Genomic DNA, 23,017 nt, shown 5'->3' with positions numbered 1-23,017 from the left:
TAGATTATTAATTTAGTCTGGCAATTTATTTAACATACGCAGCTTGGCTACAGAGTTAATTTTTGTGTTAACGTATGCTTCTTGCTTTTAACTGGCTATGAAGTCGTGCTCCACCATAGCACTCCGTCAGGTGAAGCCACGGTAAATAAAAAGCCAGCTAAATGGTATCCAACATCAACCTCCTATACCCCAATGTCTGCCAGCACTCAGTATCCCCCTGCAAGCAACAGCCAGCCTTATCACCTGGCAACGTATCCCCGCACCGCTTACAGCTACTTTTCTTCAACTCGGTAAGTTGTTTATGTAGTAGCTTATTATCTTGGCGGATCAGGCTGGCTAAATACTCGGTCACCTCATAAGGCTGACGAGCAATGCGGCGCTGTTCGCATCCTTCCAGCACCATAGCTAACTCCTGCGCATCTAAACGCAAGGTAAGAGTAGTTATGCCTAATTCTTTATCACGCTGGCGCTGGGCGCGTTTACGGTCACTTGCTGTCGTCATTTCTTATACCCCTGACCTTTTTCAGCCAGCCCACGAATTGCCGGACGGGCTAATATGATTTTCTGGCAATCGTGAATAGCTCGGCAGAACTCATCACGTTCACAGGGATGCTCAATCGGAAGCTGTAAATATTGGTTCCATGCATCGCCAAGCATTTGAGCAACTCGTTGTTCATCTGCTGACAATGTACATAGGGTGTCGGTGTAACTAATATTGGTGACTTTCACGGTTTATTCCCTCTCGTAATTTCGCCACTCGGCTCATTACACTAAATGCCCGTTGGGCGGCAGTTGGTTGGCACTGGTACAAACAACAATCCTCTCTTGCCCGCCAGTTCTGGCCGCCGATAGTCAACGTTGCGCCGCAAGCCAGTGATTGCGCCTGCTGTTCGCTAATGGAAAGTCCAATTGACTCGGCAAAATCACGGATTTTTGTTGTCACTGGTGCCAGTCGCGCGGTTTTTTCTTGCCGCGCGGCGGCCTTTTCGGCTGATGCCTGACGTGATAATTCCTCGGTTGGCGTCAATGAGTTGGTTTTAATCGTTGGTGCCGGCGCATTTTTTATCCTGCGCAGCAAGGCCCGGCGTTCTGCATCGGTGATCGCGGTGAAATCGATTATTTTTTCTTCTAATGTTCTGTCTATTACCTCATCAGGTTCGCTTGTTTTTTGCTCTAGCGGAGAGTTATTGACAGAACTCCAAGGGACGGCGGGGCCGTCCTGAAAAACGTCAACTTCCACGACAGCTACGGGTTTTGCTGTTGGACGTGCGACGATCTTCCAACTTTTTAAACGGGTACAGATACGCGACGACTCACCTAACCGTGGGGAGTAGATGCCGAAAATCTTCTCGGGTGTTTCGCCGTAGGCATTGGGGAACTCGCTGTCTTGGTAGGCAATGCGGACGGTGTATGACTCGCGCGGGATCAGCACACCGCCTTGCTTCATGATGTAAGTAGCAAAGCAGCCTGCATCTGCGGCGGCGGTGACCGCATCCATTGCCGGATCAACCAGTAGTGGCTTGCCGCGCTGATAGGTGCCGGAAATTTTGAGTGTATTAACCAGTTGATTACTCAACTTGCGCAGCTCGCGCCAGACGGTTACTGGTGGGGTGCCTATTGGCTGATATTGACGGATACGGTGGCGTGATGACCAGGCCATAGCAAAGCGGGCGGTTTCTTTCAGCGGCTTGCCGGTTTCATGGTCTAGTTCACCGTCCAACGCGTAGCCATCAATATTTTTACTGATATATTTGGCGATATAGGCGGTGGCACTGCCTTTTTTCGGATCTAGCCGTTTAGCAGTAAACCGGGCGCTGGTATGCTTACCTAATTCGTCGCGGTCAGTTTTGACGGCATAGGCCCGCATAATTTCAGTGATTGCGCGGCGTTCTTGCGGTTTCATAAATAGCAATAGGTGCCAGTGCGGCGTGCCGTCATGATGTGGTTCGGCGACACGAAAACCATATACACGTAGTTTTTCCCGGCCCAACTTGGAACCAATGTTGTTCCACAGTTTGGCGAGATAGGCTTGCGCCTGAGCTGGTGAACTGTGATTCCATTTTGGGTTAGCGTGGCCGCTTTGGTTGTTGGCATGGTATTTAGAAGGACAAGTGATGGTGTAAAACACCCCCACATCACCACGCAACTGTGCGACCAGCTCGATACCTTTCATGCGTGCCATCAACTCATGACGGCGAATAGCCGGATTACTGATACTGGCATCCACCATTGCCTCTAAAGAAACGGTGTTACCCTCATAATCCATCAATTCATGCCGTTTGAAGAATTCACGGTTGCGGCGCTTTTGCTCTATCCAGTCGGCCAGTGCCTCTTTACTGATATAAGGCGCGGCACGTTTATGGATCATGCCAGCGGCGCGTAATTGACTTTCTCGCCAGTCATTACGCAGCCGCCACAATTTACGCTCCCACCAATCCGCATTAATGAGTCGCGCGATAGCAGAATAATAAATAGCGCGATTTACGGGTTTATCTAGTTGGTCCGGTTTCGGCCCCAATTCGCGCCAGTGAGATGGTCTAATCCGTAAAGAGCGCACCTCAAGGGCGATATTGCGATAAATGATCAACAACTCGGCATCGGACAAGATTCGAGTTTCCGCGGTTGACTTTGATACCTCAGTGCAGAACATCTCATTGATGCGACCAGCAACACGATTGGCCAGTGACTTAACCCGGCGCTTACTCAGCTCGGCAAGATGGCTGTAAATACCCTGAACATAAACCATTAACTCAGAAATATGATCTTGGCTGACACCCTGATATTGGCGCACAGCATCCAGACGTAACAATGCACTCTTTCCAGTACCAGTTAAGAATGCATTGGTATGTTTATCGCCATGCTTTTCACGTAACCATCTAATTTTATTTTGAAAATGTGACTTAATAAAAATAGGCTGCTGATCAATACGCGCCTCTATGCCTTGTGGTGAATCTGCCCATTTTTGTTTATCACGTAAATAGATCTCACGCTCAAGCTTGGCGCGCTCTTTGCGCATCATAAGCAAGGTGTGATTAGGTTCCTGTAGCTCGGTGTAGCCCAGCGCATTAAGCCGCCTTATATATTGGATAACCAAGGGGGGAGGTTTTACTTTTTCCACCACAGCAACCGGCTCTAATGACTGATAACCACCAATCGCAGGGCGCGGAACATTCCACGGATAAGCCCATTCAGTAGAAACACCACCACTGTCCGGATAAGGCAGCGGTGGTATGGGAGTATGGCGGCCACGGGAATGCTCAGTCATTCCGAAACACCACAATGATCAAAACCCACCCATAATGGTGTGGCTATATATGCACTTATAAACGCTTTTGCCGCTTCAGCATTGATAGCGTTTCCGTAGGCGCGCAGTCGTCCCACTCTGGAGGTAAGCCCATTAACCAGCGGGAATGTGCCGGGTTCAACTGGCCGCCACTTTCCATCTCGGCACAAGAGCCAGTCAGCATCTCTCCAGAAGCCGTTAGTCGGGCCGGGGATGGATTCATTGCCAGAAAGACCATATCCTCCAACCTGCCTCTGTTGTTCTCCGCTCGATCGATACTCCCCGTCGTGTGTCCCGAGTGGCAACTTCTCGGTGTCGCCCAATGCGCCAATCTTGCCGCCCCACCGAGTGTTGTCCAGTGCTGTGGGTGATTCGCTGCCGCCGCTTGGCCGCGCACCTGATTGTTGTCGATGGTCGTCACGGTGGACCATCCTGCCAGGCAAGCAAAATCCTGAAGATTCGACTGACGGCCCGCAGCTTTTCTCGCAATGACTTTCTCCCAGTCTTGGTATGCATGTTTTATGTTGCTGGCATTTGGCGTCGGCCAACCAGAAATTTCGATCTCGGATATGCGGCGCACCGATGCCCGCAGACGGGAACGGTGTACTTGCGAAGGCGTAACCCACTCCTTCCATGTCAGCTTGAACAAGGTCGATCCAAGTATCGACAGCTTTACTCGCAACTTGTTCTCCAAAGACGATTGTAGGTTTGCACTCACTGATGAGATGGAAGAATGCGGGCCATAAGTGCCGCTCGTCATCAAACCCAGCTCCTTTACCTGCTGCGCTGAAAGGCTGGCAAGGGCAACTGCCGGTCCAGACGGGTTGGTTATCAGGCCATCCGGCTCTACGTAAGGCGTATGACCAGACTCCGATCCCCGCAAAGAAGTGGCACTGTGTGAATTCTGTAAGGTCTTCTGGTTTAACATCAACAATACTCCGCTCGTCAACATAACTGGGGGCAATATGTCCGGCTTTAATAAGGTTTCTCAGCCATTGGGCTGCATAGGGATCAATCTCGTTGTAATAAACGCCTTTGGTCATATTACCGCCCCCAAGGTTGCGATAATCTCACCTACCGCCTTACGGCCATCAGATTTACAACTCGCAGAGCGAGGGGCGGTAATACTGTGAATATCAAAACTTTCGTAAAGATACCGGCCATGAGGAGTATCGCTATTCGATGCAATAACGTGGCAACCCTGACGCGCTGTAATCATGAGTATTTCAGAGAGCCAAAATTGCTCACTCAGACTAAAGCCGCCAGTGTGGTAATGGGTAAAATCTGCGGTCTTGGATGTCGGGATATAAGGCGGATCGCAATAAACCACGTCGCCCGGCATGGTCATTGTTAGCGCCTCGGAAAAGTCACAGCATACAAACATGGCCTTTTGGGCTTTTTCAGCGAAATATCGGATCTCAGCTGCGGGGAAATAAGGCGCTTTATATCTTCCGTAGGGAACGTTGAATTCACCTTTTTGGTTATAACGGCAAATACCACCATGACAATGACGGTTTAAATATAAAAACATGGCGGCGTTGAATTCGTCGCTGAATTCACGCTCATTAAAAGATTGGCGATTTATATAATAATCGGTTTCGTTGTTATCCAGCCTGAAAAGCGCTTCCGCAAGAACAATGACGTTTTCGCAATACTTTTGTAATTGCTGATAGAAATTAATTAAATCACTGTTAATATCAGCAATGAGATATTCGTCATAATCAGTATTCAGCATGACGGAGCATGACCCGGCGAACGGCTCTACCAGACGTTTTCCGGCGGGTAGATGCTGGCGCAAGATTGGCATAATGCGGCCTTTGGAACCGACCCATTTTAGCGGTGAACGAATTATTTTCATAATCCGCTACTCATTTATTTGGTTTTTGATGTTATCAGATTCTTGGCGTAGTAGTTCCACCGACTCTTTGATACATAAATTACGTACGACAATGACATTCGCTAATTTCTCCAAAAGCTCAGAAGTCAGCGCTGCTTGTTTCCTGTGCTCATTCAGTCGTGTTTCATTCACTAAATCAGCTTTGCTTACTTTTTCACTTAGCATATTCTAATCCTTAATTTTAAGTAATACGAATCCCAGCGTGATAAATTCGCCATATTTGATAATTAGTTGAAAGCTATTTATTCATAACAAGTCTTTTGGAATTGAATTCAAATCAACCCATAAATCCAATACTGCTTTACGCACTGCCTTTTTTTCGTGATATTCCAACGTTCTAAATCTTTTTTCATGGCGGGCCTTTTCTATACCCGCTACATAATAAATAACACCTTTTATCTTTCCTTTGCTTAATGACTCTAAATACTTCTCAAATTCTTCATCTGGATCTCTATTAAACATTTCCTTTAAACGGCTTAAATGCTCTAAACCAACTTTCTGATTCCATTCCTGTATTGATAGTGGCGATTCGTTCGTATTTATTTTCTCCATCATTCGCACCTCACGTGAGAACAATCAATTTTCCTCAAAGTTGTTGACGCGCTTTGCGTTCTACCTCGGCTTTACGCTCCAGAAATGCACGGCGTTCTGCCTCTTTCTTGTTGCTAGAGCGGCGGTGATAATCTTGGAACATTGCGCGGACAGACAGAAAAGCGACCCATATCAGTGCCACAAGAACAACTAATGCACCGCTGGTTAATTCAATTAATTGTCCTGGCATACTGACACCTCGGCATTGAACAGTGGAGGAAGCACTCCTGACTCACTAAATTTCTTCAATTCGGTGCTTAATTGGTGGAAAGTCACTAATTCGTTTTCACGCAATTGCCAAGCGATGGAAGTAATCATTGATAGGCCGGCAATGGTGTTACGGAAAATGACTTCCTTCTCGCGGTCATGAAGCCCTGATCTAAGTGAGAACAGCCCATCTTCTTCTATTGCACGGCGAGTTAATTCCGCCATATCAACCATATGTGTCCGTAATATGGCATTGGCTATCTGTAAGCAAAGTGATGTCATGCTGTGCCTCCCGTCTCATGTTCGATATACAACTGATCGATAAAACCCGTTGCAAGTGCCTGAGCGTCAAGCAAACCGAAAGACTGTTCACCTAGAAATACTTCATAACGGGTAATGGGATTCATGGCTGTTCTTGGCCGATGAGTAATGACAAAGCCACGGTAGGCTGATGAATGTCGGCTAATAATGGTTAAGGTGTATTTCATATTCCCCCCCTAACTATTAGCTATGGCATCTTTCAGCATTGCGACCAAATTAACTTCAACTTTGTCACCGGCTTTAGCTTTGGGGCGAATAATAATGCGGCCATCGCGAACCATTCCTCGGCAGGTGGCAAAAGGGATGTTTGTCAGTGTTGAGTATTCTTTAAGCGACACATACCCCGTTGGTATTGTGATGTTTATAGTAATATTACCCATGATTTCTCCTTATCATTCAGTTTGAATAGCAGCAATACCCCGCAAGTAAATCAGGCGTGCCATGCTTGAAATTGAGCGGCTTTCTTTTGCTGCAAGTGCTTCTAATTCCAAACGTTCATCATCAGACAAACGCATAGGGGTAGGGTTTTTTGAGGCGATTCCTTTCGGTAATCGCGAACGCTGGTAATGTTCGACTTGTTTCATAATGGTATATTGTGATCCACTGAGTACTTGTGAGAACCATTCTGGTATATAAAAACATACCAGTCAAGGGATTTTGGCATGAAAATTAATATCGGATTGCGTTTGCGAGAAGAGCGCGAAAGGTTGGGGCTGAGCCAAGTAGCTATGGGTGATATTGGCGGAGTTAAAAAACTAACCCAATTGAAATACGAGAAAGGTGAAAGCTGTCCTGATGCGTTCTACTTGGCATCACTTTCTAAATTTGGCCTGGATGTACAATACGTTGTGATTGGAGTGCGTTCTGTATCGGCGCTGACTGCTGATGAATGTGAAATGCTTGATAGCTATCGGTTGGCTTCAGTTGCTGTAAAAGCTGCGGCCCTCGCGGCATTAGCTGCTGGCAATTCAGCTTCTGTTACCAGCAAGGTAAGTGTTAGCCGCGGCAGTGGGCATCGTGTTGCTGGCAGGGATTTTCACGAACATAAAAAGTAAAACGGAGGAATAAATGGACACTGAGGCTTCCAAGGATCGGAATAGGGTAGCAGGCCGTGATTTTAATGAAGAAAATACGAGGATTGATCAGTTTGTTGGACGAGATTTGGTAAATATTTCAATACCACATCCTCCCAAAGATGACCGACCATTAGTACCAGCACAGCGAAAACAGTTAAATCAGTTGGTACAAGAAATTGTTGAGACTGGTTATGAAGAGAGTTTTGCCATTTGGCAAAGGGTTCATGCAGAGATTGGTGTCAGTAGCATTGAAGAAATGACAGTAAGTCATTATCAGGTAGCATATCGATATCTTCGGGCTTTGAGCGTTCGTTACTGTGATCAAGAGGCAAGTAAGTCTTTAATACATTTGCTACTGAAAAATACTCAAAAAGAATCGGAAAGGCAGCAACTTATTCGATATTGTCATATTCAGTTTGGAACAGGACGTTTAACAGAGTTAAGTCGCTTACAATTGCAACAAGCACTATCGTGGCTGGATGAAAAACAATATTCGGAGCCAATTTCCCCTACGGCACCGACTTCAGAAAAACGTTTATCATGGCAGCAAATATTACGAGACCACCCCATATTTACTGGTGGCGTATTTATCTCGGGATTTTTAATTGCATTTTTAATAGTTTCTTTTAATAAATAACTTAAAGTTAAGTTGCTTAATGGTCTTATATTTTAATAATTCCTCTATTACTTCTGTTAAGGATTAACTATGAAAAATATATTATCAATTATATTTATTGTTTTTGTTATCTTCACAAGTAATGTATTTGCAGGGGAATGGTATGAAGGGGGGGATCTGCATGATGCTAATGCACTAATTTGGCAGAATGCGGATCAGAATAATAAGATTGCTACCTGCTCTGATTTCCTTGTTTCATTCTTGAGTAAGGGGTTATTAAAAGCTGACATCAAAAAGAATATACGGTCAATAGATGACTTAAAACCTTATGCCGTTGAGTTAGTAAACCAACTAGATTTAGCATTCGAACGAGATCCAAATCCCGCCAAAAATAAGATAATGTTCGCTAATCAAGAAATCTCATCTAGCGCTGTAATGCTAATGATGATGATGGGATGGGTAGAACAATAATGGCAGTTAGTAAATTACCTAATGGCAAATGGCTTTGCCAATGTTTCCCCTATGGTCGCGAGAATCAGCGAATACGTAAACAGTTTGCTACGAAAGGTGAAGCGATCTCATACGAGAGACGCATCATGGGACATAAACAAGACGCTGCGGTGAGTATCAGTGCGATAACGTTGGCTGAATTAGTAGAGCGCTGGTATGAAATGCACGGTAAAACCTTATCTTCTGGTGAGTCCCGAAAAAACAAATTATTGGCTATTTGTGAGCGAATGGGGGAACCCTTAGCAGCAGATGTCGATAAGAATATGTTTGCTGTATACCGGGAGAGACGGTTGAATGGTGAATGGAAAGCTAAAGGGCGTACCGTTGTAAAAGAAGCGACTGTTAACCGTGAACAATCATATCTCCATGCTGTGTTTTCAGAATTAAAGCGGCTGGGTGAATGGGAGGGAATCAATCCGCTTGATGGTATCAGGCAATTTAGCGAGGGAGATCAAGAGCTGGCTTTTCTATCCCAAGATGAAATTAAACGGCTTTTGGTTTCCTGTGATAAGTCGGAAAATAGGAGCTTAGGAACTATTGTTCGCCTCTGTTTAGCCACTGGTGCCAGATGGGGAGAAGCGCAGGATATGAAACAGTCGCAGATATTACCCAGTCGTGTGACATACATTAATACCAAAGGTAAAAAGAATAGAACCGTACCCATATCAGAAAGATTGTATAAGCGGTTACCTAAAATGCGCGGCCCTGTATTTTCGGCCTCTTATGACGCCTTTAAACATGCACTGAAAAGAGCTGGTATAGAATTACCGAAAGGGCAGCGAACGCATGTACTCCGACATACCTTTGCCAGTCACTTTATGATGGGGGGCGGCAACATTTTAGTGCTGCAACAGATCCTCGGTCATAGCACTATCCTAATGACGATGAGATATGCACATTTTGCACCTGATCACCTAGATGCGGCCATAACGTTAAATCCTTATGACAAGCTAATTTTTGAGGAATAAGTTGCTATTTTTAGTGGCAGCAAAAACGAGTCTCACACAAAAATAGTTAAATATACGCATTTATAACTCTTTGAGCATACACAACTTATTGATTTTAAAAAGTAGCATCAAATTTTTAAAATCCCTCGGCTTATGGCTGTGCGGGTTCAAGTCCCGCCCCGGGCACCATGGAAAATATTCTAAGTAAAACAAAGTAGTATGAGTATGTCGTTAGCCGCCGTGAGGCGGTTTTTTTGTGATCAAAATTACACTTCACCATTTTTTTACCATATCATTTCGCCATATCCTGCCCGCTGATGACCGGAACAACACTAATTTCCCTATCATAGCTTGCCGTCTGTGATGCGTTTTTGTGTCCTGAGATTGCTTGCTTGTCGTATAGCGAACCGATTAGATCTGAGATACCTTTTGCCTTCAAATCGTGCAAAGTGAAGCGGGGAGTGGTGATGTGGCTGTATGGGGGATAGCGTAAAGGTAAGGTGGCACTATTACTTATTAAGTCATGCGTACCACTCTTGATATCAATAGATGAAGAATAATTACATATCTGGTGCTGCACTTCTGTATTTGGCTTCAGGCGTCGGTTTTACACCCGCTTTTCGACGGAAACCAGAAAGAGACATACAGGCATATATTTCTCCATGCTTATTGATGCAAGCCACTTGAGCATAATCCGTTAGCCCCAGCCTCCTAAACCACCAGGATTACCACCTTTTTAAATGCGATAATGCTATGACATAAAGAATAAAATCTTTTATGCCTTTAGCATTATTCAGAACTTCATCTAGGCAGATACCTTTTCTTCCGGAGAAATAGGTTTGTGCCCAGAGTCCAAATTGTCCCGGATTCAGCAGACCGCCGTATATCAGGAAATAGTGACTATCAAATGCAGACAATGCATCTTTAGCTTGGTCATAATTTATAAATTTTGCTTTTTCAGATTCTAAGTCGGCTTTACTTCTTTTAAATTCAATTAATACCCACTTGCTACCTTGAGTAAATATATTGTCGCCAGCTTTCTCGTGGTTGCCGTCTAATGGGGCTATAGCCGCTGTTTTACTTAAATATCTAGCCACGAAGTTTTCCCACCATATCATGGAGTCTGAGGTTTTAACTTACCCGGACATTCCACTGTACTCTTAATTAGAATATCGAGAGAAGTAAGGCAACCGGTAGGCTCAAGGGCCATGTTAAGCCGATAAGAGACGATGATAAGCACCTGACTACCAAACTCTGATCACGTGTCAGTGGGAAGATGATGAAAGTAGACACAATAGCTCCAATTCCGTAAACACAGAGCAGGATAAATCCGGTATTCATGGGGCAATTTTCCTTTTGACCATGCGGTTTACTTATTATCGTCGGAAGTATCTGTGTATTTGCAAGGTAATTCAAATTATTGCATAGCCTTTCCTGTTTTAGCCCACCAGTCAACCAATTAACTCTATATTCGGTGTGATAGAAGGTCCGAAGGTAAGAAGTGGTCGCAGCTCTTTCATGACCGCTGCGACATACGAGTGAGTGGCGTGGTTTGTCACCGTCGATTTATAGGTTGAAGAGCTTATCGGTTAATAGTTTTCATCATCTGCGTGTTATAACGCTCACCCTGGACTGGGACTTTTGCCAATACGTCAGCTATTTCACTCAAGTCTGCGGCAGTGAGCTCAATGGTGGCACCACCGATGTTCTCCTCGAGTCGATGCAACTTGGTTGTTCCCGGAATCGGAGCGATCCAGAGTTTTTGTGCTCATAACTAGGCCAGTGCGACTTGGGCGGGTACCCTCTTTATTACCCCAGTCGCAGACAGGCACTACCTGCTTTTAAGTTGGCTCTGGATGCGCTGAGGTGTCAGGGCTAACCGAATCCACAAATCGGCTACAGCATAAACCCACATAATGAATATCTAATGCAAACAGTGCAGTCAGAATTGGTGGGTTTAGCGCTATTTTGGGGGGGGATGTGGTGCTATTTTCGTGCAGCATGGCGTTTGCCTACCCAGACCAGAAGTGTACTACTTGCCTTGCTGGGCAGCTATTTGGCATGCCATCTGTTTAACTCTTTTTTACTCGACTCTGCAGAAGGGCATTTATTTATCATTCTTACGGCGATTGTTTCCGGCTATTCAGTGTCGCCGCCAAAAGAGATAAACAATAAAAAGCCCTCGTGAGTGAGGGCTAACTATTAGCGATTGGCTTTATCATCAGCCTCATCGATCAAGCCATTGGCTATCTTGCTGGCATCGAGATAGCGCGCTGTGCCTAATATTTCGTTAAGTGTCTCTCGGACGCTAAACAGAAATTGATCGTTATCGGACTCATTAGCGCATTCAACCATTAATGCGATAAGCAAAGCTTCATGGGCGATCAAATGATCTTCACCAGGTAAGTTTGCATCGGGTTCACCTTGCTGAGCGCGAACAGATGTTTGATTAAGTGATGACATAAAACTCCTTATTTAATAATTGAATAACCACCTACCCACTATAGCGGGCTTTCTGTTTATTGCTATGACAGATGAATTAACTGTCATAGCAGCCATAACAGATAATGGGATGGTTAGGCTTAATTCCTTAATTTTCCGCGCTATTCAATGTTATGTCATCTGAATGGTTATCTCACTTTACTGGCCGATAGATTCGTACCGCAGCGGTTAGGCGCAAGGTGCGATGGGCCAGCTCTTCCGCCGCACCAGCATACTGTTCAACCATCGCCGCATTCTGATGTGTCATTTGATCCAACTGGCCAATCGATTGGCTAATTTGGCCAAGTGCTTGGGTCTGCTCATGGGTCGAGGTGCTGATCTCACTGATTAAGGTGGAGACCTGACCCGCCTGCTTGACGATATTGTCCATGGTGGCACCGGCATTTTGCACCAGCGCGCTGCCGTCGCGAACCCGCTCGACACTGGTTTCAATTAAGTGCTTAATCTCTTTGGCCGCCGTGGATGAGCGTTGTGCCAGGTGACGAACTTCACTGGCGACCACGGCAAATCCCCGGCCTTGTTCACCAGCTCGTGCGGCTTCAACCGCAGCATTCAGTGCCAGGATATTGGTCTGGAAGGCGATGCCTTCAATCACACTGATGATATCGACAATACGATGGCTGGAGTCATTAATCGTGCCCATAGTTTCAATCACTTGGTGCATTAACTCACTGCCTTGTTCCGCAGCATGACTGCTCATCGCTGCCAGCGAGGTTGTTTCATTGGCACTATTGGCACTGTTTTGTACTGTTGCCACTAATTGCTCGGTCGCGCTGACAATATGTTGCAAGTTAGCCGTCGCTTGCTCAGTCCGGACTTTTAGCTCCCGATTCCCTGCGGCAATTTCACTACTGGCAGTATTAATGCCATCAACCTGACCACTGACATCATCGGTTAATGAACGGAGATTCAAGCCCAATTGATTCACGCTACGCATTAAGTAGCCAATTTCATCGACGCGGTTTAGCTGCACATAGTCACCGGCCTGTCCGGAAGAGACATCTTGCGCTTGCTGCAAAATCGCGGCGATCGGGCGGGCGACCTGGCGCTCCAGCCAAAATGACGTGATGAGGCTGCTGGCAAGGGTTACCGCGCCCAGAGTTAGCAGAGGTAACCCCGTTATGCCCATGACGCCCGCTGCGACAGTTGGCAGTAGGGCAGCACCCAGTAATGCACCGCGTAAACGCCATCGTAAGGAGAGAGTTTGAAACAGTGACATCCATGAGAGCCAACCAGAGCGCACAATCAATCCGCGATACAGCCTGATGCGGCGTTGGTTGGCTTTGCCGGAATTAAAATCAGCATAAAGAGCTTCGGCTTGCTTAATCTCCTCACGGGTCGGCGCGATGCGCACCGAGATATAACCGGTCAAGCGGCCATTATGGCGTAAGGGGGTGGCATTGGCGCGTACCCAATAATAGTCGCCATTTTCACGGCGGTTTTTCACCAGTGATGACCAAGACAGTCCCGCATTTAGGGTCTGCCACATATCGGCAAAAGCAGCGGGTGGCATGTCAGGATGCCGCACAATATTGTGTGGCTGGCCAAGTAAATCCTGATATTCAAAGCCACTGGCTCGAACAAATGCGGCATTGGCATAGGCGATATTACCGCGCGTATCGGTTGTGGATTGCAAGGTGGTATCGCGATCAATGGGATACTCCTGCCGACTGACAGGCTTGTTCACTCTCATAATAACCTCAGTAAATTGGGGAGTTCCCGAATAACAGGTGAAGACAACAATTGCTTAGGGTAATCGGCCCCATAAGATAAAACTTTATACCTTTATTCGTTAATTTATTAATGCCTTATATAAGTGCTGATTATTAGTTCCGTTGCACTTATTTGGAGCATTTATATATTATATGCATTAACCATTATATTAATTTATTTTCTGATCTAGATTTGAATTCTGTTATTTTTAAATATATTTCTTTATTAAAATCAATTGATAACAATGACTTGATGATTTTCTTGTTTGGACTGCCCCAGTGTCAATTGATGAGGTTATTGAATGAATCATTCAATGTGATTTTATTGCCCGATTTTATGAGGAAAATAGGGATTTTTTTTGCTGAAAGGTTACATGGCATGATGCTTGTGAGTTTTTTGTTTGCAATAATTGTTAATTATGAATATCACAATAACTATTTGTTACAGTTTCCTTTGAGATTAATATTATCCAGAAATGAAAATTCCCATAGCTGCACAAAAATATAGTTGCACAAGGATAGTGAAGATTTGAAGAGGTAATGAGCACCGAATAAAAATTCACTGGCAACTAGGGTGACATCAAAAAATAGTGAATCGAATGTTTGAGTGACTAAATATCGTGTTTTTGTAGTGAACTTGGGGGCGTGTTGAGGGGGAGGAGCGTGATACCGATAACATTTAATTATATTTAATAGCCAAATAATCGCATGTAGATATAGGTATCGACTATTAATTCCTCTATTGTTAATCCTTCTGTTACTTGCCTTCCCGTGCCCTCTGCCGCCGGTAAATTCGCTTCTTAATCAGGGGGCAGCGCCTTGATATGCCACTTCGTCGTGAGTGGTATTGTCATCTATACCAAGGATAAAGAATGAAATTAGAAACATTATCTATTCATGCAGGCTATTCACCAGACCCCACGACCAAAGCTGTCGCCGTTCCTATCTATCAAACATCCTCTTTCGCCTTTGATAATACCCAGCATGGTGCTGATTTATTTGATTTAAAAGTCGCTGGCAATATTTATTCGCGAATTATGAATCCAACCAATGACGTGCTAGAGCAGCGGGTGGCGGCGTTGGAAGGGGGGATCGCGGCGTTGGCTGTAGCGTCAGGAATGGCGGCGATTACTTATGCTATCCAGACCATTGCCGAAGTGGGCGATAACATTGTCTCGGTGGCCAAATTATATGGCGGGACATACAACTTGCTGGCGCATACCTTACCGCGTTATGGGATTGAAACTCGTTTTGCCGATCATGATGATATTGACGCATTAGAGGCATTAATCGATGACCGAACAAAAGCAGTATTCTGTGAATCGATTGGCAACCCGGCAGGCAATATTGTTGATTTGAAAAAATTGGCCGATGCTGCTCATCGTCATGGTGTACCACTGATTGTGGACAATACCGTCGCGACGCCTATCCTTTGTCGGCCATTTGAACATGGCGCTGACATTGTGGTTCACTCATTGACCAAATATATCGGCGGCCATGGTACCAGCATTGGCGGTATTGTGGTGGATTCCGGCAAATTCCCTTGGACGCAGTATCCTGAGCGCTTTGCACAATTGAATACGCCGGACCTGTCCTACCATGGTGTCACCTATACTGAGCAATTTGGTGCGGCTGCCTACATTGGCCGCTGTCGGGTGGTGCCACTGCGAAATACCGGTGCGGCCCTGTCGCCGTTCAATGCGTTCCTAATATTGCAGGGGCTGGAAACATTGGCGTTGCGTATGGAACGCCATACGGAAAATGCGCTGAAAGTCGCCCATTATTTGCAAGACCATCCACAAGTCAGTTGGGTCAAATACGCGGGTCTACCTGATCACCCCGAGCATGAGTTGGCTCAGCGCTACTTCGGCGGCAAACCGGCGGCAATATTATCATTCGGTATTTATGGCGGTCAGGAAGCTGGCGGGCGGTTTATTGACGCGCTGAATTTAATCGTGCGACTGGTGAATATCGGTGATGCTAAATCGCTGGCCTGCCATCCGGCCTCAACAACTCATCGGCAGCTTAATGATGAAGAGTTGGTCAAAGCGGGTGTGCCACGGGATATGGTGAGGTTATCGATCGGGATTGAGCATATTGACGACATTATCGAAGATCTGGCTCAGGCACTGGAAAAAGCGAAATAAGTGGTAAGATTAATCGCACAGAAAAATGATCGGTAGTCTGAGGGGTTACCGATCATCAGTAGAGCAAAAAACCTTACAGTGCAGCCAGTGTTGCGGCAATCACTTTCGCGTAAGGGGTCGTTGGGCGGCCAATAAGTTTGCTCAATGTATGGCTGTCATCAAATAACCCACCTTTGGCAGCTCCAGCATCAGAATCGGCCAGTAGACTGGCGAAGCCCTCAGGTAGCCCAGCACCAATCAGTGCCTGGCGGAAATCCGCTTCAGGTAAATCTTGGTACACCACTGGCTTGCCGGACTGGCGGGCAATTTCTGCTGAGAATTCAGCCAGTGTATAGCTATCATCACCTGCTAACTCATAAACTTTCCCAGCCTGATTATCTTGGGTCAGTGTCACAGCGGCCGCTTCAGCATAATCTTCGCGTGTGGCTGAGGCGATACGTCCTTTGCCAACTGAGCCGATAAATGCACTGTGAGCTAAGGCTGGCGCAATACTCGCGGCATAGTTTTCGGTGTACCAGCCGTTGCGCAGTAACACCACCGGCAGGCCAGACTCACGTAATAGTGCTTCAGTCGCGCGATGCTCTTCACCTAAGCCCAGTGGGGATTTATCGGCATGCAGCAAGCTGGTATAGGCTAAGAGTTTGACCCCTGCGCGTTTGGCCGCCTCAATCACGGCAGCATGTTGGGCAACACGCTGACCCACTTCACTGGATGAAATTAACAGCAGCTTATCGACCCCCTGAAACGCGCTATCCAAGGTGGCGGGTTGACTGTAGTCCGCTTTACGGACTTGAATTCCTAATGCTGCCAGGTCGCTGGCCTTTTCAGGGTTGCGGACGGCGGCAATGATTTCACTGGCAGGCACTTTTTTAAGTAATGCGTTGATAACAAGGCGGCCCAATTGGCCTGTGGCACCGGTTACTGCGATCATAATAAGGCTCCAGATTGATGTTATTTACGAGGAGGCGGACTTTTTGTCAGCAATAAAGAGGTATCACTCACCAAAAAATCGCCCTTAAGATCATCATATGCAATATACTAACTTTAAGTAAGTACGTACCAAAAGGTTAGTATGAAAATAGTGGAGCCGCAAAATTTGAACAGCAACATTTCATTTCCGGAACAAGTTCGGCGTGGTGAGTTGCTCAATGCTGATTGCCCTTCAAGAGAAGTACTCAAGCGAGTAACCAGTCGTTGGGGACTATTGGTGTTGATTGCTTTAAGCAACGAAACCCTGCGTTTTAGTGCGCTAAGACGCAAGATCGGAGGTGTCAGCGAGAAAATGTTGGCGCAAACCCTGCAAAACCTCGAAGAAGACGGCTTTGTCGATCGCATCCCATATCCGGTCGTGCCGCCCCATGTGGAATATAAGCTGACACCGTTGGGAAGAGAGATTCAGGAGCAGGTGGAAGGGCTGACCGTCTGGCTTGAGGCGAATCTGCATCGCATTCTGGAACAAAGACAGCAGCGGTCGGAATCACAATCAACCGCTGCCGATGCTTAGTCGCAAATTAGCATCAATAAAATGATAAATTCTGCATCGCTATCCCAACCCGGTTTTGTGATATCTAAATTCTGCATATTCAAAGCAATAATGATTAGTTCATTTATTGTCCGATTCAGCGTCTACTCTTAAAAAAGCAATCCCGCCCATTTGATAGAGCGCGCAGAGGTAACAATGGCTAAGATAATTGCATGGTTTTCTGCACTTACCCTGTGGCAATCAGTGCACCTAGCAGAGAGTGATCCCCCCTTGGCCCAGGCCGATGGGGCACATTTGCTCGAGACGATTAATGCTATCGGTGGATTATATGGCATTGAATTTATTCATCAGTAAAGTTATTTGCCACTAAATGATTGGTTACGGCTAATAGTGACAACTCACAGATTACGGACAGCTAAGGGCTGCCCGCAGTGCCATCATCACGCCTTTCACTACCTTGGCGGCAATGATGATGGTGATTGGCTGGTATCTGCTTTACCGTAATAGAGACAGTATCAATTTAACCGAGGCCAAGCAGAAATATCTGGATGCCGATAATGTTAATGTTAGCCGTAAGCCTATGGATTTTAAAGAGTGGCGTGGCGACGCTTAAACCAGGATTGCACCATGCCCGGCCGAGAGAACATCACCAAATTGCCCAGTAGGATTAACACTAACCCCATAATGGCATTCAGGTGCCAGTGATAACCTTCATAGACAGTAGAGATGCTTAAGGCGACCAGTGGAAATAGCAGTGTACTGTAGGCCGCACCACTGGCACCGATACGGCCAATCAAACTGAAATAAGCGGCGAATGCGATCACTGAGCCGAAAATAGCCAAATACAGCAATGAACCCAAATAACGCGGTGTTAATTCGATAGTGAAAGAGTGGTGCTGAATAATACTGAAAAGCCCCATCAGCACAGCACCATAGGTCATGGCATAGGCATTAGTGGAAAGAATATCCAATCCTTGGCGCTGGTGGCGGCTACTGATCATATTACCCAGTGAGAAACCATAAGTGCCCAATAGGCTCAGACCAATGCCTTTCAGTAATTCCGGTGCGACTTGGGTAGCGGTTAAATTTTGCCAGAATAGGGCGACAATACCAATCATACCGAGAATACTGGCTGGCAATAAATTAGGGCTGAGACGTTGACGGAAGAAGAACATGCCATTGATGGCATTAAACAACACTGCCATTGAGAAAATAACGGATTCCAGGCCACTGCTGATATAGGCTGCAGCATGGTAAAAACAGTAAAAATTAAAGGCAAAAACGCAAAAACCCTGTGCGATGCAAAAAAGGTGATCACGCATCTTAAGATGCCGCAATCGACGCGCCAACAGTAAGACGACCATCATGACACCGGCGGCCAGTGCAAACCGATAAAAGATCGACACCGTAATAGCAACATCACCTTGTTGCTGTAGGGTGATGGCAATCCAGGTTGTTCCCCAAATCACAACAACCAGCAAATAGAGCAGTACATTCATCGTTATTTCTCATTACTTCTGGAAAACGTCAGTATCCGCCATGCAGGCTAACTTGGCTTTCAGCGGCTTGCGGCGAATTGCAAAATCTTGCGCATTTTTGAGATAAATAGCTGGAAAATATGGTTTGCCACACAGCAAGTCATTAAACTGATTTCATCAGCGTTATTGTGGGATGTCAGTGCGATGTTAGAACGGTATCAGGCTTTTGAAACCCTACGAGAGCATAAAGCCCGCTTGCATGATTGCGTGCAACTTGGCACGGGTGTTCAACTGGCGGCCTGGTCTAATCGTGATGACTGTGTGACACAGGAGAGCCCTGACCATCATACGCTGAGTTTATATGTCGCTGATGGTTACGAGTGTTACCACAAAACGCGAGCAGGGTGGAAAAATGGGGGCGGGCCGGATCGTTTTTGCATTATGCCAAAGGACAGTTTGTCCAGTTGGGATGTACGGGACGATTTATCATTCGTGCATCTGTATTGCACCGATCAACATTTGCGCCATCTGGCAGAGCAGATCTGGGATCGTAGCCCCCAGTCTATTCAAGTCGATGAGCGCATTTTTGCCGAAGATCAGCAAATAACTGTACTCTATCGTCAATTTTTACTGAACTGTCACTGGCAAGAGCAAGCAAATCATCTGGCGCTCAGTAGTGCATCGACCCTGCTAATGACCCATCTGCTGAAAAATTACACTCAGTTGCAGTGGGCTTTGCCTACTATTCGCGGCGGATTGGCACCGGTGGTATTAAAGCGAGTCAAAGAGTATATCGACGGGCATCTATCGGAGCCGCTGTTATTGTCTGACTTGGCTGAACAAGCAGGGCTGAGTGAATTCCACTTTGCGCGGATGTTCAAGCAGAGCACTGGGCTGGCCCCTCATCAATTTGTGTTAAAAGCGCGTTTATATCATGCAGAACAATTACTAAAACATGGCGTGATGCCGCTTATTCATATTGCTTTGGCCTGCGGTTTCAGCTCAGCCAGCCACTTTAGCAACTGTTTTAAAACAGCTTACGGCTTAACACCATCATCAATGCGTCAGCGCTAATCATCACAGTGGGCAACTTAAATCTCCTTCAGGGCAGTTAAGAAATGATTTCAGTTGCGCGGTGCGCTCTTCGGTCTTATGGGTCAGACAAGCAGAGATAATCATGGGATGTACCGAGCCACCTTCAGTGGCTGAAGACTGAAAGGTGCAATCAGCGTCACGGTATTTTATCCAAGTCAGTTGCGCACTTTTCAATAATGCCCTTTGAGCCACAGATGTTTTGGCGAGTACTTGCTTATAGGTGCGATTGAGTTCGGTATCAGCTTTCTTATACTCAGAATTTGCGCACTGATTCATATCCAGTTGTGTCACGGCATTATTACAGTCAAGGGCCAACGCTTGGCTGATGGGTAATACCAGCAAAGTTGTCAGCATGAATTTTTTAAGCATGATTATTCCCTAAAGTCATCGTCACCAAAAGATAATGATAGCCCCACTTATCCAGAGTGGGGCCAGGGATTATATTACATTGACTTTTTGTTGGTGGCCTCCTCAATTTCTTTCTTCATCTCAGATATTTTCTTATCGGGTGATTTTTTACACATATCAATCACCTTGGGTGTATAGAGCGTATCTACTTCCTGAAAATCGACAGTATCTCCTTTCTTATAATGGGTATCTTGATTAATGATCCAGAAAGCAACTGGAGTCATACTTTTCGGATTAAGATCAAGGAACTCCTTACACGTCATATCGCTAGGTGTCGTCGGAGAGGATGCAGCAAATACCGTGCTAATTGCTGTGAGTGAGAACGTTGCAATGATAATATTAAGCAATGACTTATAAAGCATGATTATTTCCTTATCTATCCATTATATTTCAGCTGGTATTATTAATGCGTGAGTGAGAGATTGTTTTCTCATTGTTTAGCATGGAATATAAAGTTGTATTTTTCCAGCGCAATAGATGATTTATAGAACGATCAATAATTGAAATTAGCATGAAACATAAATGCAATCATCTATGTATTTGATTTTTAGGTGTGAGAAGTGAAGTGCAGTTTTTATTTATTTAAAAATTAAACTAGCTGAGGATAAAGGTAAGTTACCACTATAATTTTATTGCTTTATAATTTATAGTCTTGTAATTAATCGCATAATAAAAAGCAGATAAAGGAAAGCGGACCTTTTAATTCATCTGCTTTTATCACCGCATTAGCCAGGTTAATAATTAGATAGCTCTAACCGCGTGGTTTTTTTTCAGATGGTGGTGGTGGGCAACCGTGCTGACTATCATGAGGGGACCGGTCTTTAGTTGGCTGGTTACCATTATGATCTTTGGGGGGTGGTAATGGGTGACCATTCTTATCTTTTGGTGGTGCAGGCGGACGCTTGCATGTCTCGTTTGTTGATTCTTTTCCTGTCTTATTAGTCGGTTGTGCAGCAAAGCTCGCGACAGTATTCAATAATAAGAGTGTGGTCATACACATTATCAGAAACTTTTTCATTCTTGCTCCAGCGATTCAACATAAATCAGCCCACAGAATAACGGATTATTATTTCAGTTTTCTTGGCAGGATTTGTAATGATTCTATCAAGTTAAATGTCAGTATTTATCTAACCTTGCGTGCTATCACGCCGAACTTACACCGATTCATTGGCATATGTTATAATTTGCTGTGTCACTACTGTTGGTGTTCATTGGATTAACTCTGTTTTAGCTTTTCTGTTTTACATTTTATTAATAATAGGTGATTTATATTTATGTCTTTATTTTCTTTTTATCATAACCACCTGTGTGCCTTTACCAAAAAACTCTTTGGTCGGCACTCAAAAGGCGAGCCAGTGAAGAGAGAGAATAGAAATAATGAATTATCTAATCTTCAACTGGATGTTTTGCTGAATGCCGAAAAACAGGTCGCCATCATTACGACCGACTTGGATAACTGCATCACGATATTTAATGTGGGTGCAGAGAGAATGTTTGGCTATTCGAAAGACGAAGTTCTTGGTCGTCCTATTCGGGATGTTTTACATATTCCAGAAAATGGCGAGACACAAGCTGAGCTAGATTATCTATTGCTTAACCGACGCGATGCCCGTGAATGGTGTTATCAACGTAAAGAGGGTAAACGATTCTGGGGGGCACTCAGTGTCCATGAAATAACATCTGATAGCGGTAATACTGTCGGCTATATCAGCGTCATTGCTGATGTTTCGGAAAGAAAATCCCTGCTGATGGCGTTGGAAGAGAGCAAGCAGATGATGGACCGGTTAACAAAAAATTTGCCGGCGATGATTTATGCTTATTATTTAAATACTGACGGTGACTCCTACTTTAAATATTGCAGCGAGGGTGTGCGGAAAATATTTGGCCTTGCACCTGAGGATGTTTTGCATGTTCCCAGAGAGCAAAATCCGCTTTTTAGCCGGGTTCACACTGAGGATATGGAAATGTTAAAACAGGCAGTTGCCATTTCTCAGCAAAATCTATCTGTCTGGAGTTGTGATTTCCGCGTGGTATTGCCGGGGAAAGAGACACATTGGCTTCATGGTGAGTCTTTCCCGACTCGTCAGGATGATGGTTCAGTGATCTGGTATGGCTCATTTTTTGATATTACGGAGCTAAAGCAGTCAGAGTCGATCCTCAAAGCGCTGTCACAAACTGATGTGTTGACTGGAGTGGCGAATCGTCGTCATTTTGATGATCTCTATCAGCGCATCTGGCAGAAGAGTCGTATTGAAGGTGGAACATTGTCAGTTTTGATGATTGATTTTGACAATTTCAAAAGTTTTAACGATCTCTATGGGCATGCGATGGGGGATGTTTGCCTAAAATCTATCGTCGAAACCCTGTCAAAATCTATTCGTGGTGGCTCGGACATTTTGGCCCGTTATGGCGGGGAGGAGTTTATTGTCTTGCTAACCCCTAGCACACCAGATGATGCGAGAGCCATTGCGGAGCGCATGCGGCACTCCATTGAGGAGTTAGATATCCCCCATGGGATGTCACCGCAAGGGCGCGTGACCATTAGTGTTGGCGTGGCTTCGGTCTCGGCCCCAGATGAGCGCATTGCGGCAACGGACTTGTCGGATGCGGCGGATAAAGCACTTTATCGTGCGAAAACTTCGGGGAGAAACCGTGTTGAGACGGTAATACTGAACTGACACGTGAGCGATATGAGGGGCAGGGCGAAATAGCGTGGTGCGGTATTTCACTTGCCCCTTTATGTA

Annotated in this window: 31 protein-coding genes and 2 pseudogenes; 11 read left to right on the top strand and 22 right to left on the bottom strand. The window is 45.5% G+C overall.

Features of this window, described 5'->3' with window-relative positions:
* Window positions 1–157: 157 nt before the first annotated feature.
* From ACZ76_RS00540 to ACZ76_RS00485, 12 genes are all read right to left on the bottom strand, one after another.
* Window positions 158–502 carry a hypothetical protein gene (locus ACZ76_RS00540; protein ID WP_048615832.1) on the bottom strand — a complete coding sequence of 115 codons (345 nt, stop codon included), beginning with the start codon at window positions 500–502 and terminating at the stop codon, window positions 158–160.
* Window positions 499–729: a hypothetical protein gene (locus ACZ76_RS00535; protein ID WP_048615831.1), complete on the bottom strand. Its 231-nt coding sequence runs from the start codon at window positions 727–729 to the stop codon at window positions 499–501. Before ACZ76_RS00535 ends, ACZ76_RS00540 begins: the two co-directional genes overlap by 4 nt.
* Window positions 710–3,265, bottom strand: a complete 2,556-nt coding sequence (locus ACZ76_RS00530; RefSeq protein ID WP_048615830.1) for a replication endonuclease — start codon at window positions 3,263–3,265, stop codon at window positions 710–712. Before ACZ76_RS00530 ends, ACZ76_RS00535 begins: the two co-directional genes overlap by 20 nt.
* On the bottom strand, window positions 3,262–4,326 hold the full coding sequence (locus tag ACZ76_RS00525; protein WP_048615829.1) for a DNA cytosine methyltransferase: 1,065 nt from the start codon (window positions 4,324–4,326) through the stop codon (window positions 3,262–3,264). The genes ACZ76_RS00530 and ACZ76_RS00525 overlap by 4 nt, the downstream gene beginning before the upstream one ends.
* Entirely contained in the window at window positions 4,323–5,141 is an 819-nt protein-coding gene (locus ACZ76_RS00520) for a DNA adenine methylase (RefSeq protein WP_048615828.1), read from the bottom strand. The genes ACZ76_RS00525 and ACZ76_RS00520 overlap by 4 nt, the downstream gene beginning before the upstream one ends.
* Before the next feature lie 6 nt (window positions 5,142–5,147).
* Window positions 5,148–5,345 (bottom strand): DUF2732 family protein, encoded by a 198-nt coding sequence (locus ACZ76_RS00515; RefSeq protein ID WP_048615826.1) that lies wholly within the window; start codon window positions 5,343–5,345, stop codon window positions 5,148–5,150.
* Window positions 5,346–5,426: 81 nt separating this feature from the next.
* Entirely contained in the window at window positions 5,427–5,735 is a 309-nt protein-coding gene (locus tag ACZ76_RS00510) for a DUF5347 domain-containing protein (RefSeq protein ID WP_235428205.1), read from the bottom strand.
* A 31-nt stretch (window positions 5,736–5,766) separates the two neighbouring features.
* A complete protein-coding gene (locus ACZ76_RS00505; RefSeq protein WP_048615823.1) occupies window positions 5,767–5,961 on the bottom strand; it encodes a hypothetical protein in 195 nt (64 codons plus the stop codon).
* Entirely contained in the window at window positions 5,946–6,260 is a 315-nt protein-coding gene (locus tag ACZ76_RS00500) for a hypothetical protein (RefSeq protein ID WP_048615821.1), read from the bottom strand. The genes ACZ76_RS00505 and ACZ76_RS00500 overlap by 16 nt, the downstream gene beginning before the upstream one ends.
* Window positions 6,257–6,466, bottom strand: coding sequence for a hypothetical protein (locus ACZ76_RS00495; RefSeq protein ID WP_048615819.1), 210 nt, complete (start codon window positions 6,464–6,466; stop codon window positions 6,257–6,259). Before ACZ76_RS00495 ends, ACZ76_RS00500 begins: the two co-directional genes overlap by 4 nt.
* Window positions 6,467–6,475: 9 nt before the next feature.
* A complete protein-coding gene (locus ACZ76_RS00490) occupies window positions 6,476–6,679 on the bottom strand; it encodes a hypothetical protein (protein WP_048615817.1) in 204 nt (67 codons plus the stop codon).
* 12 nt (window positions 6,680–6,691) lie between these two features.
* Complete coding sequence (locus ACZ76_RS00485; RefSeq protein ID WP_048615816.1) at window positions 6,692–6,883, bottom strand: hypothetical protein; 192 nt, start codon at window positions 6,881–6,883, stop codon at window positions 6,692–6,694.
* A gap of 78 nt (window positions 6,884–6,961) precedes the next feature.
* Here ACZ76_RS00485 and ACZ76_RS00480 point away from each other — a divergent pair, with 78 nt between their 5' ends.
* The 4 genes from ACZ76_RS00480 (at window position 6,962) to ACZ76_RS00465 (ending at window position 9,469) form a co-directional block, all read left to right on the top strand.
* Window positions 6,962–7,354, top strand: coding sequence for a transcriptional regulator (locus ACZ76_RS00480; protein ID WP_048615815.1), 393 nt, complete (start codon window positions 6,962–6,964; stop codon window positions 7,352–7,354).
* Window positions 7,355–7,367: 13 nt separating this feature from the next.
* Window positions 7,368–8,012 (top strand): membrane protein, encoded by a 645-nt coding sequence (locus ACZ76_RS00475; RefSeq protein WP_048615812.1) that lies wholly within the window; start codon window positions 7,368–7,370, stop codon window positions 8,010–8,012.
* Window positions 8,013–8,081: 69 nt separating this feature from the next.
* Window positions 8,082–8,462 carry a hypothetical protein gene (locus ACZ76_RS00470; protein WP_048615810.1) on the top strand — a complete coding sequence of 127 codons (381 nt, stop codon included), beginning with the start codon at window positions 8,082–8,084 and terminating at the stop codon, window positions 8,460–8,462.
* A complete protein-coding gene (locus tag ACZ76_RS00465) occupies window positions 8,462–9,469 on the top strand; it encodes a phage integrase (RefSeq protein ID WP_048615808.1) in 1,008 nt (335 codons plus the stop codon). Before ACZ76_RS00470 ends, ACZ76_RS00465 begins: the two co-directional genes overlap by 1 nt.
* A 271-nt stretch (window positions 9,470–9,740) precedes the next feature.
* Here ACZ76_RS00465 and ACZ76_RS19475 read toward each other — a convergent pair.
* The 4 genes and pseudogenes from ACZ76_RS19475 to ACZ76_RS18035 all read right to left on the bottom strand — a co-directional run.
* Window positions 9,741–9,902: pseudogene (locus ACZ76_RS19475) on the bottom strand (integrase); the annotation flags it as partial.
* Window positions 9,903–10,173: 271 nt separating this feature from the next.
* Window positions 10,174–10,545 (bottom strand): hypothetical protein, encoded by a 372-nt coding sequence (locus ACZ76_RS19470; RefSeq protein ID WP_235428204.1) that lies wholly within the window; start codon window positions 10,543–10,545, stop codon window positions 10,174–10,176.
* A 67-nt stretch (window positions 10,546–10,612) separates the two neighbouring features.
* Window positions 10,613–10,789: a GhoT/OrtT family toxin gene (locus ACZ76_RS17895; RefSeq protein ID WP_050125548.1), complete on the bottom strand. Its 177-nt coding sequence runs from the start codon at window positions 10,787–10,789 to the stop codon at window positions 10,613–10,615.
* Between the two features lie 241 nt (window positions 10,790–11,030).
* Entirely contained in the window at window positions 11,031–11,174 is a 144-nt protein-coding gene (locus tag ACZ76_RS18035) for a hypothetical protein (protein ID WP_390621156.1), read from the bottom strand.
* 171 nt (window positions 11,175–11,345) lie between these two features.
* On the opposite strand from ACZ76_RS18035, the pseudogene ACZ76_RS00455 reads away from it, so the two are divergent.
* Window positions 11,346–11,636: pseudogene (locus ACZ76_RS00455) on the top strand (O-antigen ligase family protein); the annotation flags it as partial.
* Window positions 11,637–11,650: 14 nt separating this feature from the next.
* Here the strand turns inward: ACZ76_RS00455 and ACZ76_RS00450 are convergent.
* Both ACZ76_RS00450 and ACZ76_RS00445 read right to left on the bottom strand, forming a co-directional pair.
* Window positions 11,651–11,911 (bottom strand): hypothetical protein, encoded by a 261-nt coding sequence (locus tag ACZ76_RS00450; RefSeq protein ID WP_048615802.1) that lies wholly within the window; start codon window positions 11,909–11,911, stop codon window positions 11,651–11,653.
* 172 nt (window positions 11,912–12,083) lie between these two features.
* Window positions 12,084–13,643 (bottom strand): methyl-accepting chemotaxis protein, encoded by a 1,560-nt coding sequence (locus tag ACZ76_RS00445; protein ID WP_048615800.1) that lies wholly within the window; start codon window positions 13,641–13,643, stop codon window positions 12,084–12,086.
* An 891-nt stretch (window positions 13,644–14,534) separates the two neighbouring features.
* Here ACZ76_RS00445 and ACZ76_RS00440 point away from each other — a divergent pair.
* A complete protein-coding gene (locus ACZ76_RS00440; RefSeq protein WP_048615798.1) occupies window positions 14,535–15,809 on the top strand; it encodes a bifunctional O-acetylhomoserine aminocarboxypropyltransferase/cysteine synthase in 1,275 nt (424 codons plus the stop codon).
* Window positions 15,810–15,882: 73 nt separating this feature from the next.
* On the opposite strand, the gene ACZ76_RS00435 is transcribed toward ACZ76_RS00440, so the two are convergent.
* The gene (locus ACZ76_RS00435; RefSeq protein WP_048615796.1) at window positions 15,883–16,740 is read right to left on the bottom strand and encodes an SDR family oxidoreductase; all 858 of its coding nucleotides are present in this window, start codon (window positions 16,738–16,740) and stop codon (window positions 15,883–15,885) included.
* A 141-nt stretch (window positions 16,741–16,881) separates the two neighbouring features.
* Here ACZ76_RS00435 and ACZ76_RS00430 point away from each other — a divergent pair, with 141 nt between their 5' ends.
* The 3 genes from ACZ76_RS00430 to ACZ76_RS19295 all read left to right on the top strand — a co-directional run bounded on the left by ACZ76_RS00430 (window position 16,882) and on the right by ACZ76_RS19295 (window position 17,905).
* The gene (locus ACZ76_RS00430; RefSeq protein WP_048615795.1) at window positions 16,882–17,313 is read left to right on the top strand and encodes a winged helix-turn-helix transcriptional regulator; all 432 of its coding nucleotides are present in this window, start codon (window positions 16,882–16,884) and stop codon (window positions 17,311–17,313) included.
* Window positions 17,314–17,487: 174 nt separating this feature from the next.
* Window positions 17,488–17,646, top strand: coding sequence for a hypothetical protein (locus ACZ76_RS19390; RefSeq protein WP_167337192.1), 159 nt, complete (start codon window positions 17,488–17,490; stop codon window positions 17,644–17,646).
* Window positions 17,647–17,758: 112 nt separating this feature from the next.
* Window positions 17,759–17,905, top strand: a complete 147-nt coding sequence (locus ACZ76_RS19295) for a hypothetical protein (RefSeq protein ID WP_156312864.1) — start codon at window positions 17,759–17,761, stop codon at window positions 17,903–17,905.
* Here the strand turns inward: ACZ76_RS19295 and ACZ76_RS00425 are convergent.
* Complete coding sequence (locus ACZ76_RS00425) at window positions 17,880–18,791, bottom strand: DMT family transporter (protein WP_048615793.1); 912 nt, start codon at window positions 18,789–18,791, stop codon at window positions 17,880–17,882. The genes ACZ76_RS19295 and ACZ76_RS00425 overlap by 26 nt on opposite strands.
* A gap of 183 nt (window positions 18,792–18,974) precedes the next feature.
* Between ACZ76_RS00425 and ACZ76_RS00420 the strand changes: the two genes are divergently transcribed.
* Window positions 18,975–19,844 carry a helix-turn-helix domain-containing protein gene (locus ACZ76_RS00420; RefSeq protein ID WP_048620134.1) on the top strand — a complete coding sequence of 290 codons (870 nt, stop codon included), beginning with the start codon at window positions 18,975–18,977 and terminating at the stop codon, window positions 19,842–19,844.
* Between the two features lie 3 nt (window positions 19,845–19,847).
* On the opposite strand, the gene ACZ76_RS00415 is transcribed toward ACZ76_RS00420, so the two are convergent.
* Entirely contained in the window at window positions 19,848–20,234 is a 387-nt protein-coding gene (locus ACZ76_RS00415; RefSeq protein WP_048615791.1) for a lysozyme inhibitor LprI family protein, read from the bottom strand.
* 74 nt (window positions 20,235–20,308) lie between these two features.
* Window positions 20,309–20,635: an acid-activated periplasmic chaperone HdeB gene (gene hdeB, locus ACZ76_RS00410; RefSeq protein WP_048615789.1), complete on the bottom strand. Its 327-nt coding sequence runs from the start codon at window positions 20,633–20,635 to the stop codon at window positions 20,309–20,311.
* Window positions 20,636–21,547: 912 nt separating this feature from the next.
* On the opposite strand from hdeB, the gene ACZ76_RS00400 reads away from it, so the two are divergent.
* Complete coding sequence (locus tag ACZ76_RS00400; protein ID WP_048615784.1) at window positions 21,548–22,951, top strand: sensor domain-containing diguanylate cyclase; 1,404 nt, start codon at window positions 21,548–21,550, stop codon at window positions 22,949–22,951.
* Window positions 22,952–23,017: the final 66 nt, after the last annotated feature.

Source organism: Yersinia aleksiciae, from assembly GCF_001047675.1.
Lineage (GTDB): Bacteria > Pseudomonadota > Gammaproteobacteria > Enterobacterales > Enterobacteriaceae > Yersinia > Yersinia aleksiciae.
Note: the sequence above shows the minus strand (reverse complement) of the source record. Positions and strands in the feature narration are given on the sequence as shown.